The sequence below is a fragment of the Streptomyces sp. P9-A4 genome (assembly GCF_036634195.1).
Classification (GTDB): domain Bacteria; phylum Actinomycetota; class Actinomycetes; order Streptomycetales; family Streptomycetaceae; genus Streptomyces.
In genome coordinates this window covers 3,309,835-3,322,742 of the sequence record NZ_JAZIFY010000001.1, presented here as the reverse complement: position 1 = coordinate 3,322,742, position 12,908 = coordinate 3,309,835, and the positions used below count along the sequence as shown (strand labels likewise).

At 73.1% G+C, this 12,908-nt stretch carries 11 protein-coding genes; 8 read left to right on the top strand and 3 right to left on the bottom strand.

What is annotated here, in order from left to right:
* The first annotated feature begins 107 nt into the window (after window positions 1-107).
* A complete protein-coding gene (locus V4Y03_RS14850) occupies window positions 108-668 on the top strand; it encodes a GNAT family N-acetyltransferase (RefSeq protein ID WP_317878628.1) in 561 nt (186 codons plus the stop codon).
* Between the two features lie 241 nt (window positions 669-909).
* Here V4Y03_RS14850 and V4Y03_RS14845 read toward each other — a convergent pair whose 3' ends face one another.
* Window positions 910-3,054 carry an ABC transporter permease gene (locus V4Y03_RS14845; RefSeq protein WP_332435223.1) on the bottom strand — a complete coding sequence of 715 codons (2,145 nt, stop codon included), beginning with the start codon at window positions 3,052-3,054 and terminating at the stop codon, window positions 910-912.
* Complete coding sequence (locus V4Y03_RS14840) at window positions 3,048-3,920, bottom strand: ABC transporter ATP-binding protein (protein WP_332435222.1); 873 nt, start codon at window positions 3,918-3,920, stop codon at window positions 3,048-3,050. The genes V4Y03_RS14845 and V4Y03_RS14840 overlap by 7 nt, the downstream gene beginning before the upstream one ends.
* A 247-nt stretch (window positions 3,921-4,167) precedes the next feature.
* On the opposite strand from V4Y03_RS14840, the gene V4Y03_RS14835 reads away from it, so the two are divergent.
* The 3 genes from V4Y03_RS14835 to V4Y03_RS14825 all read left to right on the top strand — a co-directional run bounded on the left by V4Y03_RS14835 (window position 4,168) and on the right by V4Y03_RS14825 (window position 8,137).
* Complete coding sequence (locus V4Y03_RS14835; RefSeq protein WP_332435221.1) at window positions 4,168-5,307, top strand: DUF2786 domain-containing protein; 1,140 nt, start codon at window positions 4,168-4,170, stop codon at window positions 5,305-5,307.
* Between the two features lie 221 nt (window positions 5,308-5,528).
* Window positions 5,529-7,658: an FUSC family protein gene (locus V4Y03_RS14830; RefSeq protein WP_332435220.1), complete on the top strand. Its 2,130-nt coding sequence runs from the start codon at window positions 5,529-5,531 to the stop codon at window positions 7,656-7,658.
* Window positions 7,659-7,924: 266 nt separating this feature from the next.
* The gene (locus tag V4Y03_RS14825; protein WP_063992029.1) at window positions 7,925-8,137 is read left to right on the top strand and encodes a DUF397 domain-containing protein; all 213 of its coding nucleotides are present in this window, start codon (window positions 7,925-7,927) and stop codon (window positions 8,135-8,137) included.
* Between the two features lie 98 nt (window positions 8,138-8,235).
* On the opposite strand, the gene V4Y03_RS14820 is transcribed toward V4Y03_RS14825, so the two are convergent.
* A complete protein-coding gene (locus tag V4Y03_RS14820; protein WP_317877662.1) occupies window positions 8,236-8,733 on the bottom strand; it encodes an ATP-binding protein in 498 nt (165 codons plus the stop codon).
* Between the two features lie 340 nt (window positions 8,734-9,073).
* Between V4Y03_RS14820 and V4Y03_RS14815 the strand changes: the two genes are divergently transcribed.
* From V4Y03_RS14815 to V4Y03_RS14800, 4 genes are all read left to right on the top strand, one after another.
* On the top strand, window positions 9,074-9,946 hold the full coding sequence (locus V4Y03_RS14815; protein WP_317877661.1) for a helix-turn-helix domain-containing protein: 873 nt from the start codon (window positions 9,074-9,076) through the stop codon (window positions 9,944-9,946).
* Window positions 9,947-10,008: 62 nt separating this feature from the next.
* A complete protein-coding gene (locus V4Y03_RS14810) occupies window positions 10,009-11,466 on the top strand; it encodes an aldehyde dehydrogenase family protein (RefSeq protein WP_332435219.1) in 1,458 nt (485 codons plus the stop codon).
* Window positions 11,467-11,563: 97 nt separating this feature from the next.
* The gene (locus tag V4Y03_RS14805; RefSeq protein ID WP_332435218.1) at window positions 11,564-12,106 is read left to right on the top strand and encodes a DinB family protein; all 543 of its coding nucleotides are present in this window, start codon (window positions 11,564-11,566) and stop codon (window positions 12,104-12,106) included.
* Window positions 12,107-12,159: 53 nt separating this feature from the next.
* Window positions 12,160-12,774 carry a PadR family transcriptional regulator gene (locus V4Y03_RS14800; RefSeq protein ID WP_317877658.1) on the top strand — a complete coding sequence of 205 codons (615 nt, stop codon included), beginning with the start codon at window positions 12,160-12,162 and terminating at the stop codon, window positions 12,772-12,774.
* Window positions 12,775-12,908 lie beyond the last annotated feature (134 nt).

Below are 12,908 nucleotides of genomic sequence, written 5' to 3'. Positions count from 1 at the left end.
GAGGGAGTGGCCCGGGGGAGCGGCCGGGCGGGGTGAGAGGATCACCCCGCCGCGGGGCCGCGAGCAGCCCGGTCCCGCTCCGACCCCGGAAGGCGATGACGACGACGATGTACGCGATACCCCTGGGCGACGACGGCGCGGAGCTGCGCCCGCTCGAACCGTGGCAGGCCGATGAGTTCCTGGCCCACATGGACCGCGGCCGGGACTTCATCGGCGCCCGCAACGGACTTCCCGACGTGATCACGGACCTGGAGTCCAGCCGGGCCTACCTCCGCGCCTACGCGGAGAAGACGGCCACCGACACCGGCCGCATCCACGGCATCTGGTCCGACGGGACCCTCGTCGGCGCGGTGATCCTCCGGATGCTCGACATCAAGGGCGGCCGGGCCGAGGCGGGCTGCTGGCTGGAGCCCGCGGGCGTCGGCAAGGGCCTGATCACCCGGGCGGCGCGGCTGCTCGTCGACTGGGCGATCGAGGTGCGCGGGATCCGCCGGGTGGAGTGGGTGGTGTCCTCCGACAACGAGCCCAGCATCGCGGTGGCCAGGCGCCTCGGCATGAGCAGGGACGGGGTCCTGAGGGAGAGTTACGCGTACCGGGGCCGGCTCCACGACGAGGAGGTCTGGTCGGTACTGGCGGGGGAGTGGCGGGCGGCCAAGTCGGGGGCGTGAGAGCGGGGCCGGATGCGGGGCCGCGTGCGGGTGGTGCCGTGCCCGCGCCCGGGGCGACGCGCGCGTAGTGCCGTGTCCACGCGTGCGTGATGCGTGTCCGTGTCCACGCGCGCGTGATGCCGTATCCAGGTCCACGCGCGCGTAGCGGTGCCCCGGCCGTCGGCCCGTGGCCGTACGCCTGGACGGGGCGGTGACCCGGCTCCGACCCCGGTCACCGCCCCGTCCGTCCCACCATCGCCGCTCAGCGCGTCATGCGCCACGCGGGGAGGGCCGCCGCGGTGACCGCGACCGTCGCGCAGGCGCCCGCCGCCGCGCCGACCGTCGTCCACGGCAGGGTCAGGGCCACCGGGGCGGACAGGGCGGCGAGGCCCGCTCCCAGGGTGCCCAGGGCGAGCGCCGTGACCAGCAGGCCGAGCAGCGTGCCGATCGCGACGGCGAGCGCCGCCTCACCCGTCACCACCCGCAGGATCTGGGCCCGGGTGGCGCCGGCCAGCCGCAGCGAGGCCAGCTCCCCGCCGCGTACCGAGGTCGCCATGAGCAGGGTGTTGGCCAGCCCGATGACCGTGTAGACGAGGGCGATGCCCAGGACCAGGACCAGCCCGAGCCGGGTCTGCGGGCTGCCGCTCGCCGGGCGTTCGGCGTCGGCCCAGGCGTCGGCGGTCCTGACGGTGCCGCCGCTCCTTTCGAGGGCCCGGACCGTGGCCGTACCGCCGCCCCGCGCCTCGATCCGGTCGGGGGCGGAGCCGGGGGCGTTCGCCCGGGTGACGTACGGCCCGTTGTCGCCGGTCCCGACGGCGAGGACGGCCGCGACCCGGAGCCGTACCGGACCGGACCCGTCCGCGCGCCAGACCTCGACGGACTCGCCGACCCGGTGCCGTTCGAACTCCTCGTTGACGACGATCGACCGGTCGTCGAGGTCCCGCAGGTCCCCGGCGACCACGGGCAGCCGGGCGAGCGAGGCGAAGGCCGCCGGGTCGGTGACCGCCCGCGCCCCGTACTTCACGACCGCCTCCGCCCCGTCCCGTACGAAGACGGAGGTCGCGCCGGTGGCGGACACGACGGCCCCGGGCGGCGCCGTCACCGGCCTCAGCGCCGGGCCGGCCACGACGTGCTCGGCGGCCGTCGCCTCCCGCACTTCCACGCCCTTCGCGCGCGTGACGCTCGTCGCCGAACCGAACAGCGTCCCCGCCAGCGCCACGGTCACGAGGACCGGCGCGGCGACGGCGGCGGTACGGCGTACGGACGCGGCGCTGTTCTCCCGTACCAGCGTCCCCACCGCCCCCCGCGCCCGCAGCAGCCGTGCCACCGGCCCGACGAGCAGCGGGGAGAGCAGGGCGACGCCGGTGATCAGGAGCATCGGGAGGGTCGTGTACGTCTTCCGCTTGAGCAGCGCGCCAGGGTCCGTGGCGTACGTCCAGGCCAGGAGTCCGAGCCCGGCCAGGAGCAGGGCCGTACCCAGCAGGGCCCGGCCGGGGGGAAGGGTGTCGGCGTCGACGTCCGCTTCGCGGAGCGCCGCCGTCGGGCCGACCTTCCCGGCGCGCCGGGAGGCGGCGACGGCCCCGGCGAGGGAGACGGTCACCCCCGTCCAGAAGGCGGCGTGGAAGGGCCAGGCCGCCCCGCCGACGGCGAACCACTCGGGGGCGAGACCGCGGGCGACGAGGGCCCTGGCGAGCAGGGGCGCGCCCAGCGCGCCGAGCGCGCACCCGGCGGCGGAGGCGAGCACACCGAGCACGGCGGCCTCGGCGAGGAGCAGACGGCGGATCTGCCCGGGGGTGGCCCCGGCGGTCCGCAGCAGTCCGAACTCGCGGCGGCGCAGTGCCACGGCGAACGCGAAGGTGGAGGCGACGACGAAGACGGAGACGAAGGCGGTGACGCCGCCGGAGGTGCCGAGGAGGGCGTTGAGGGCGACGAGCGCGTCGGCGTCCCGCTCGGGGTCGGGGTCGGCGCGTCGGCGGTCGTCGCCGGTGAGGACCTGGGCGCGGTCGCCGACGAGGGCGCGGACATCGGCGGCGGGGGCGTCGACCCCGACGGCGTCGGGGCCACCGGCGTCGGGGCCACCGGAGACGGGAGTGCCGGAGAGCGTGACCGTCCAGCGGGCTCGGAGCTGGCCGAGGAGTTCTTTGTCCACAGGCTGTGGACGGTCGAGCCGCTGTGACACGGCGGCGGTGCCGGGCCCGCGCCGCACGTCGAGCGTCAGCCGGTCCTGGCCCTGTACGACGACGGGCGAGGAGGCGAACCGCTCGGGAGGACGCTCCGGTGCGTGGAAGGTGGCGGAGAGGCCGAGCCCCATGGTGACGAGCAGCCCGACGCCGAGCGCGAGGGCGAGGAAGCCGCCGAGGAAGGAGGCCCAGCGGGCCCGGAGCCCGGAGAGGACGACAGTCAGCACGGGAGGCCTCCGGCGGGGGGAGCCGAGACGGTCGTGGTGGTGGGGCACTCCGGTGCGGCCGGTATGGCCCCCGGCGCCTCCGGTGCCGTCTCCAGCGTCGCCATCCTGGCCGTGACCGACTCCACCGTCGGGGACGGCAGTTCGCCCGCCACGCGCCCGTCGACCAGGAAGACCACCCGGTCCGCGCGGGCCGCCGCCACCGGGTCGTGGGTGACCATGACGATCGTCTGGCCGTCCCGGTCGACCAGCTCCCGCAGCATGTCGAGCACCTCGCGGCTCGTCGTCGAGTCGAGCGCGCCGGTCGGCTCGTCGCCGAAGAGGACGGCCGGGAGGGTGATCAACGCGCGGGCGATGGCGACCCGTTGCTGCTGTCCGCCGGAGAGTTCGCCGGGCCGGTGCCGCTCCCGCCCCGCGAGCCCGACGCGCGCCAGCGCCTCCCTGACCTCCGTACGGGAAGGGCGGCGGCCGGCGAGCCGCAGGGGCAGGGCCACGTTCTGCGCGGCGGTCAGGGCGGGCAGCAGGTTGAAGGACTGGAAGACGAAGCCGATCCGGTCCCGCCGCAGCAGGGTCAGCCGCCGTTCGCTCAGCCCCTCCAGGGCGACCCCGCCGACCTCCACCCGCCCGGCGGTGGGCCGGTCGAGTCCGGCCGCGCACTGGAGCAGCGTGGACTTGCCGGAGCCCGAAGGGCCCATGACGGCGGTGAAGGTCCCGGCGGCGAAGTCGAGGTCGACGCCGTCGAGGGCATGGACGTCCCGGTGGTGGCGGGTCAGCCGGCGGAGCCGTACGGCGGGGGAGGCGGCGGGGGTGGTGCCCGCCGCACGAGAGGCCGGGGCGGTCGGGGCGGTCGGAGCCGTCGTCGAGGTCATGCCTCAAGCCAACCGTTTCCGCCGCCGCCGATCACGACCACTGGCGGGCGTCCGAGGGTATGCCTGGCCCTACCCCTCCCGTACGGCCCGCGCGAACCCTCCCGTGGTGGCGGCCCGGGACACGGCGGCTGAGACCATCGTGGTGACCGCGAAGACATCGAACACAGCGAAGACCGAGAGCACAGCGAGACCGAGAACGCCGCGGGGCGACCGCGCGAGGAACGGGACACGAGGACGGCGTGAGCGCGTGAGCACCAGCACCACCATCGACAAGGCCTTCGAGGCGCTGTACGCCGGCGACGACGGCTCGCTCGACACGGCCGCGTCTCTGCTGGCCGCCGACCCGGGAGCCGACGCGGAACTGGCGCGGCGCGGGGAGGCGTTCGTACGGACGCTGTGGGAGCGGGGCTGGCAGCCCGCGGACGCCGTACGCATCGTGCGCCGCGACCTGGCCGACGAGCACCTCCGGGTCCTCGCCACCCTGGTCCGGGCCGAGACCGCCCGCTACGAGCGGCTGCCGCACCGCTGGCAGCCGCAGCTGGCCGAGCTGGCCGAGCAGGCCGGCGCTCCCGGGCGGCCGACGGACCGCTTCTCGTACGCCACGACCGTCCTTGAGCTGTACCGGCTCCTGGTCAGGCTGCCGCGCCTCGACGCGGTCGGCCCGGTGCCGGGGGAGACGCTGCCGCCGGCCGCCGCCGGGGAGCCGCGGATGCTCACCCGGATCAGGGCGCTGCTCGCGAAGGCGGAGGCGACCGGGTACCCGGAGGAGGCGGAGGCGCTCACGGCCAAGGCCCAGGAGCTGATGGCGCGGCACAGCCTCGACGAGGCGACGCTCGCGGCCGGCGCGCCGTCGCCGGAGACGCCGGGCGCGATCCGGATCGGGGTGGAGCCGCCGTACGAACAGGCGAAGGCGATCCTGCTCGACGCGGTGGCGACGGCGAACCACTGCCGGGCCGTGTGGAACGAGGCGTACGGCTTCTCGACGGTCGTCGGCTTCGAGGCGGACCTCGACCCGGTGGAGCTGCTCTACACCTCGCTGCTCGTACAGGGCACGTCGGCGATGACGCGGGCGGAGGCGGAGCAGCGGGCCGGCGGACGCAAGCGTACGAAGTCCTTCCGGCAGTCCTTCCTGCTGGCGTACGCGAACCGGCTCGGCACCCGTCTCGCGACGACGTCCCGCCGGGTCGCGGCGGAGGCCCCGACGCTCCTCCCGGCCCTCGCCTCCCGGGACCTGGCGGTCACCACCCGTACGGACGAACTGTTCCCGGAGACGCGGACGGCCCGGGTGCGCGCGGCCTGGGACGAGGAGGGCTGGACGCACGGGGCGTCGGCGGCGGACAGAGCGGGCCTGCATCCGGGGCGGAAGGGGGTGCGGGGGGCGGAGTAGCGGGGCGGGGTCCCGGCCCCGGGCGGGACCCCACCGCCCGTCGGCTGGGACCGACCCGCCCGTCGGCTGGGCCCCACCCGCCCGTCGGCTGGGACCCGTCCCCTTTGGCTGGGGCCCACCGGCCCGCCGGCTCCGCCCACCGGCCCGCCGGCTCCGCGCCCCACTCCACCCCTGCGGGGTGAAATGCCCGGTTCGAGGTAGATCGCGGATACGCTCGGGCCATGAGCTGGCTCCGGGCGTTGAGGGAGACCGCCCGTTCCGGACTCACCGTCGAACGGCGGCGGCTCGAACCCGCCATCGCCGCCCGAGCGGCCCTCGGGCTCGCCCTGGTCATCGGCTTCTCCCTCGCCGTCTTCGGGCCCGCCGTCGCCGCCTCCTCCGCCTTCGGCGCCTTCCAGGCGGCCATCGCCACCTTCCAGCGCTCCTGGCGCCCCCGCCCCACCCTCGCCCTCGCCTCCGGCGCCAGCCTCGCCGTGTCGACCTTCCTCGGCTACGTCACCGGCGCCCACGAACTGCTCTTCCTCGCCCTCCTGCTGCTCTGGACGTTCCTGGCGGGGCTGGTCTGGGCCGCCGGGCCGACCGTCGGCATCATCGCCTCCTCCAACGTGGCGATCATGCTGGTCACGGTCACCCTGCCCACCTCCGTCGCCGAGGCCGCCGGCCACGCCGCCATGATCTTCACGGGCGGTGTCGTCCAGGCCGCCCTGGTCGTCCTGCTCCCCGTACGCCGCTGGGGCGCCCAGCGCGACGCCCTCGCGGACGCGCTCGCCGCCGAGGCGGACTACGCCCGCAGGCTCCGCCACGACCCGGTCGCGCCGTTCGACCCCGTACCGCTGATGACGGCCCGCAGCGCCGCCGCCGTGACGCCCGGCCAGGCCCGCCGCCGCCCGGCGGAACTGGCCGGGGCGCGGGGCCTCGCGGAACGCATCCGCCCGGTCCTCGCCTCGCTCGCCGACCCGGCCGTCGGGGTTCCGGAGGAAGGCCCGGAACGCGCGCGCGTGCGGGAGCTGCTCGCCGCGGCGGGCGCCGTCCTCGACGCCGCCGCGCACGCGATCCGGCACGGCGATCCGGTCGACCTCCCGTGGGCGGCCGCCGCCGCCCTCCGTACCCCGGACACGGGCGAGATCCTCAACGGCCCCTCCCGCCGCGCGGCCGTCCGCCTCGCCGCGCTGCTCGGCGACGTGGTGGAGACGGCGGAACCGAGGACGGAGACTTCGGGCGGCTCGGGCGGTTCGGGCGCGGCGAAGTCCGGCACTTCGGGAAGCGCCGCCTCCGGCGCGGCGGAACCCCCCGCCCACACCCCCCGCACCCGGCCCTCCCTCGCCCGTCTCACCCCCGTCGTCCTCGCCAAGATGCGCGCCGAGATGCGCCGTGACTCCCCGATCCTGCGCCACGCGATCCGGGTCTCGGCGGTCACGGCCGCCGGCTACCTCCTGGGCGCGGTGCTGCCCTTCGGGCACGGCTACTGGGCGCCGATGGCCTCGGTGATGGTGATGCGCCCGGACTTCACGCAGACGTACGCGCGCTCGGTGGCGCGCTTCGGCGGCACCCTGGTGGGCGTCGCGCTGGCGACGGCAATCGTGCAGTCGGCGCACCCGGACGTGTACCTGTCGGCCGTGCTCGCGGTGCTGTGCGCCTTCACGATGTACCTGCTGATGCGCACCGGGTACGCGGCGGGGCAGGTCTTCGTCTCCGCGTACGTCGTCTTCCTGCTCGACATGGAGGGCGCGGGGCTGACGCAGACCGTACGGGACCGGGTGACGCTGACCCTGCTCGGCGGGGTCCTCGCGATGCTGTCGTACGCCGTCTACCCGGCCTGGGAGACGCCCCGGCTGCGCGGCCGGCTGGCGGACTGGCTGGCCTCGGTCGGCCGGTACGCGGCGGCCGTCGTCGCGCGGTACGCCGACCCGGCGGGCACCGGAAGTCCCGACGTACGGCAGGCGCTGCTCGACACCCGTGCGGCCCGGGTGGCCTGGCAGGAGGCGGTGGAGCGGGCGACCCACGAGCCGGTACGGCACCGGGGGCTCTCGCACGCGGCGGTGGAGCAGGCCGACAACGCGCTCGCGGAGTTCGGGCGGGTGGCGATGCTCATGGAGGCGCACGTGCCGGAACGCGGCGCCCCGCCCGTACCCGCCGCCGCGACCCTCGCGGAGTCCCTGCACCGGGCGACGGAGCGGGGTGCGAAGGAGGTGCGCGAGCGGAGGGAGCCGCACTGGGAGGACCTGCGCGAGACGGTCGACGCCTGGTCGGCCGACCCGCCGGACCACTTCCTGCTGCACAAGGGCGCCGTGCTGCTCCTCGACGTCCTGGAAGAACTCACCACGGCACTGACGGAGTCACGGCGGCACTGACGGAGTCACGGCGGCCCCGGCCGAGTCCCGATGGCGCCGACGGGTTCCAAGATCGGGAGCCGTAAGGTGGCCCAGGTGGGGGCGGGTGCGGACCCGTGTACCCGGTGGTAGCACGCTGAGTGGTGTAGCCGCTACGCCACCCCCCGTGCACGTGCATCTGCTCATGCATCGGCATATGAACACAGCTATGATCCGAGGAAGTTGACACCTGCACCAAGCAACTCGGGGAGCTACCAGTGCATCATGCGCATCACGCGTACAACGGCATGGCGGCCACGGAGCTGCGAGGCGTCGTGTGGCAGAAGAGCAGGCACAGCAACTCCCAGGGATCCTGCGTGGAGTTCGCCAAACTTCCGGGGGGAGACGTCGCCGTGCGCAACTCGCGCCACCCCGACGGCCCCGCCCTCGTCTATACGCCGGCGGAGATAGAGGCGCTCCTGCTCGGCGTCAAGGACGGGGAGTTCGACCACCTGGTGTGAGGTCCGCGCGAACGGCGGACACGAGAAGGGCCCGGGCGTGATGACGCCCGGGCCCTTCTCTTCATATGTCTTTCCGTACGTCCGTGCCTTCCGGCGCCCTACTCCGCACCGATCCGGAACAGCGCCCACACGACCTTGCCCCGCAGCGTCCCCGCCAGCGGGTGCCAGCCCCAGCTGTCGCTGAACGAGTCGACCAGGAACAGCCCGCGTCCCGACTCGGCGGCGAAGTCCTCCTCGCCGCCGCGCGCCTCCGGGCTCTCCTGGCTGGGGTCGCGCACGGCGCACACGAGGCGCGAGGACCAGCGCATCAGGTGCAGCCGGACCGGTGGGTTCTGGCCTTCTTCCTGCGGCGCGTCGCCGGGCACCGCGTGCCGCAGCGCGTTGGTGACGAGCTCGGACACGACCAGGGCCACGTCGTCGAAGCGCTCGGACAGTTCCCAGCGGTCCAGCGTCGCGCTGGTGAACTTCCGGGCCCCGCGCACGGCTTCGTACCGCGCGGGCAGGGCGCAGGAGGCGGAGGTGGAGACGGCGCCGGGATCGATCGGCGGCAGGCCCTGCCGTAACGGCTCGAGCACGGTCGATCCATTCGTCCCCATGCGAGGCACTCCCGGGAATCGCGACTGTGGTGCGACAACACGACAACACGAACGAGTACGCGGCTGCGCGGGGTCCATGGTTCCGAATGCGACCACTGGATGCAAGGGCAGATGCACGTGCACGCGCCTGACCTGTCCGCCCCCGTGCCGAATCTATGCATAAGTCATCCACAGGTTGAGGGGAACCTGCCGCTGATTTCCCCGGATCTGCACGCGCCGTGCCCGCGGATGCCCGGAAGTAGTCGTCTTTCCGTAATCGAATGTGTACGCGCTGAAGCGTTTGGTGGCAGAATCCGGGGCTCGACGGGGGCTCGACACCGTAAAGGGGAGGCTGGGAGCCGTGACCGCAGGCGAATCGGGCGGAACGAGCGGGAGTGTGGTGCGGCGCATCCTGCTGGGCTCCCAGCTGAGGCGGTTGCGCGAGTCGCGCGGGATCACCCGCGAGGCGGCCGGCTACTCGATCAGAGCGTCCGAATCCAAGATCAGCCGCATGGAGTTGGGACGGGTGAGCTTCAAGGCCAGGGACGTCGAGGATCTGCTCACGCTCTACGGGGTCGGGGACGAGGCCGAGCGCGGCTCGCTCCTCGGGCTCGCCCGCGAGGCCAACGTGGCCGGCTGGTGGCACAGCTTCGGCGACGTCCTGCCGGGCTGGTTCCAGACGTACATCGGCCTGGAAGGCGCCGCCTCCCTCATCCGCGTCTACGAAGTGCAGTTCGTCCACGGCCTGTTGCAGACCGAGGCGTACGCCCAGGCCGTCGTCACCCGGGGCATGCCCGACGCCCCGGCCGTCGAGATCGACCGCCGGGTCGCCCTGCGCCTCGAACGGCAGAAGGTGCTCGTCTCCGAGCGAGCCCCCCAGCTCCACGCCGTCCTCGACGAGGCCGCGCTGCGCCGCCCCTACGGCGACCGGGCCGTCATGCGGGGCCAGTTGAAGCATCTCATCGAGATCTCCGAGCATCCTGGCGTCACGCTCCAGGTCATGCCCTTCAGCTTCGGCGGTCATGCCGGCGAGAGCGGCGCGTTCACGATGCTGCGCTTCCCCGAGTCCGATCTCTCCGACATCGTCTACCTGGAGCAGCTCACCAGCGCCCTCTACCTCGACAAGCGCGAGGAAGTCGCCCAGTACCAGCGGGTGATGGAGAAATTGCAGCAGGACGGTCCCGATCCGGCCGAAAGTCGCGATCTTCTCCGGGGCCTCCTTCAACTCTCCTGATACATCAGTACGATGACGCCACATCAGTCGCACTGCAGGTAGCGGGTAGAGGGGTCTCCACCATGTCGCACTTCACCGACCTGGCCCACCAGTACATCGATGGCGAGTGGAAGCCGGGCAGCGGCTCGTGGGACATCATCGACTTCAACCCGTACACCGGGGAGAAGCTCGCGTCGATCACCGTGGCCACCGCCGACGAGGTCGACCGCGCCTACCGGGCCGCCGAGCGCGCCCAGACCGAGTGGGCCGAGACCAACCCGTACACGCGCCGGCTCGTCTTCGAGCGCGCCCTGCGGATCGTCGAGGACCGCGAGGACGAGATCGCCGAGACGATCGTCGCCGAGCTGGGCGGCACCCGCCTCAAGGCGGCCTTCGAGCTGCACCTCGCCAAGGAGTTCCTGCGTGAGGCGGTGCAGCTGGCGCTGCGCCCCGAGGGCCGCATCCTGCCGTCCCCGGTCGACGGCAAGGAGAACCGGGTCTACCGCGTCCCGGTCGGCGTCGTCGGCGTCATCTCGCCCTTCAACTTCCCCTTCCTCCTCTCGATCAAGTCGGTCGCGCCCGCGCTCGCCCTCGGCAACGCGGTCGTCCTCAAGCCGCACCAGAACACCCCGATCTGCGGCGGCACGCTCGTCGCCAAGGTCCTGGAGGAGGCCGGTCTGCCGGCCGGTCTGCTGAACGTCGTCGTCACCGACATCGCCGAGATCGGCGACGCCCTCCTCACCCACCCGGTCCCGAAGGTCATCTCCTTCACCGGCTCCGACAAGGTCGGCCGCCACGTCGCCACGGTCTGCGCGCAGAACTTCAAGCACGCCGTCCTCGAACTCGGCGGCAACAGCGCCCTGATCGTCCTCGACGACGCCGATGTCGACTACGCCGTGGACGCGGCCGTCTTCAGCCGCTTCGTGCACCAGGGCCAGGTCTGCATGGCCGCCAACCGCATCCTGGTGGACCGGGCCGTGGAGGAGGAGTTCACCGAGAAGTTCGTCGCGAAGGTGAAGACTCTCCGTGTCGGCGACCCGGCGGACCCTGCGACCCACATCGGCCCGCTGATCAACTCCCAGCAGGCGGAGGCCGTCTCCTCGCTCGTCGACCAGACGGTGGAGGCCGGCGCGACCGCGCTGCTGCACGGCACCGTGGACGGCAACCTCGTCTCCCCGTCCGTCCTCACCGGCTTCGCGCCCGACGCGCCCGTCCTCGGCCAGGAGATCTTCGGCCCGGTCGCCCTGATCGTCCCCTTCGACGGCGAGGAGGAGGCCGTACGGATCGCCAACGACACCCCGTACGGGCTCAGCGGCGCCGTCCACACCGGCGATATCGAGCGGGGCGTGCGGATCGCCAAGCGCATCCACACCGGCATGATCCACATCAACGACGGCACCGTCCACGACGAGCCGATCGTCCCCTTCGGCGGCGAGAAGCACTCGGGCATCGGCAGGCTCAACGGCGAGGCGATGGTGGAGAGCTTCACCACTCAGAAGTGGATCTCGATCCAGTACGGCCGGAGCCGCTTCCCGTTCTGATCTCTCTTGAGGACCCTTCCCTTGAGGACAGTAGCTGTCCTCAAGGGTCCGTAGCGTGAGGGGTGTCGAGAAGGTTCACGTACGGAAGGCGGACATCATGGTCACTCTCGTTTCGGCCGAGACCCACGGCGACGAGCGCGGCGCGCTCCTCAACTTTGTCGAGACCCAGCGCGCGGCGCTCCGGCGCTCCCTCATCGGCCTGACCGAGGAGCAGGCGGCGAGCCGCCCCAGCGTCAGCGAGCTGAGCCTCTCCGGGCTGGTCAAGCACGTCGCCGAGGGCGAGCTGAACTGGCTCCGGATGGCGCAGTGCCGGCCGAACGAGAAGGTGCGCGACCAGGAGACCTGGAGCGAGGGCTTCAAGCTCGTCGACGGCGAGACGATCCCGGAGATCCTGGAATTCTGGGCGGGCGTGGCGAAGGAGACCGAGGAGTTCGCCCGGTCCGTGCCGAGCCTGGACGACACCTTCCCGCTGCCCGAGGCGCCCTGGTTCCCCAAGGAGGGGCGCGTGTCGATGCGCTGGATGCTGCTGCACCTGGTCGAGGAGGCGGCCCGGCACGCGGGCCACGCCGACATCATCCGCGAGTCCCTCGACGGCAAGGGGTCCTTCGACCTGGTCGCGGAGGAGCAGCGGGGGCGGTGACACAGCGCGCGTACCCTGGTCAAAGTTGACTGACTGACTGGGAGGTACACGGGATGTCGGCGATCCGTCTCCTCGTCCTGGGTGCGGTCAAGCAGCACGGCCGCGCCCACGGATACCAGGTGCGCAACGACCTGGAGTACTGGGGTGCGCACGAGTGGTCCCACGCCAAGCCGGGCTCGATCTACCACGCGCTGAAACAGATGGCGAAGCAGGGACTGCTGCACGCGCACGAGGTGGCGCCGAGCACGGTCGGCGGGCCGCCGCGTGTCGAGTACGAGCTGACGGAGGCCGGTACGGAGGAGTACTTCACCCTCCTCCGCGAGGCGCTGACCACGTACGACCAGAAGACGGACGTCCTGTCCGCGGCCATCGGCTTCATGGTGGACCTGCCCCGCGAGGAGGCCGCGTTCCTGCTGCGCCGGCGGGTGCGGGCGCTCGACGAGTGGCGGACGGCGGTCACCGAGTACTACACGCCGGAGGGCGGCCCCGGCCAGCTCGGGCACATCGGCGAGATCATGCACATGTGGCTCCACTCGGCGGACGCGGGCAAGGAGTGGACCCTCGGTCTGATCGAGCGGATCGAGGGCGGGGCGTACGTCTTCGCGGGCGAGGGAGACCCCTTCGTGGGCGTCCTGGCGGAGGGCGAGGAGAACCCGTACGCGGTGTGACGCGGGTCGGGGTGGTCTGACGCGCGGGTCGGGTGGTCTGACGCGGGCCGGGGTGGCCTGACGCGGCTCGGGGTGGCCGGGACCGTCGCTGTCGACAGAGCTAATCAAGTTTGATTATTGCCTCACGAGGGCAT

Excerpts from the sequence above, each read along its gene's own strand:
- V4Y03_RS14800 (WP_317877658.1), top strand. The coding sequence starts at position 12,160 with ATGTCGGCGATCCGTCTCCTCGTCCTGGGTGCGGTCAAGCAGCACGGC.
- V4Y03_RS14830 (WP_332435220.1), top strand. The coding sequence starts at position 5,529 with ATGAGCTGGCTCCGGGCGTTGAGGGAGACCGCCCGTTCCGGACTCACC.
- V4Y03_RS14805 (WP_332435218.1), top strand. The coding sequence starts at position 11,564 with ATGGTCACTCTCGTTTCGGCCGAGACCCACGGCGACGAGCGCGGCGCG.
- V4Y03_RS14840 (WP_332435222.1), bottom strand. The coding sequence starts at position 3,920 with ATGACCTCGACGACGGCTCCGACCGCCCCGACCGCCCCGGCCTCTCGT.
- V4Y03_RS14810 (WP_332435219.1), top strand. The coding sequence starts at position 10,009 with ATGTCGCACTTCACCGACCTGGCCCACCAGTACATCGATGGCGAGTGG.
- V4Y03_RS14850 (WP_317878628.1), top strand. The coding sequence starts at position 108 with ATGTACGCGATACCCCTGGGCGACGACGGCGCGGAGCTGCGCCCGCTC.
- V4Y03_RS14825 (WP_063992029.1), top strand. The coding sequence starts at position 7,925 with ATGGCGGCCACGGAGCTGCGAGGCGTCGTGTGGCAGAAGAGCAGGCAC.
- V4Y03_RS14820 (WP_317877662.1), bottom strand. The coding sequence starts at position 8,733 with ATGGGGACGAATGGATCGACCGTGCTCGAGCCGTTACGGCAGGGCCTG.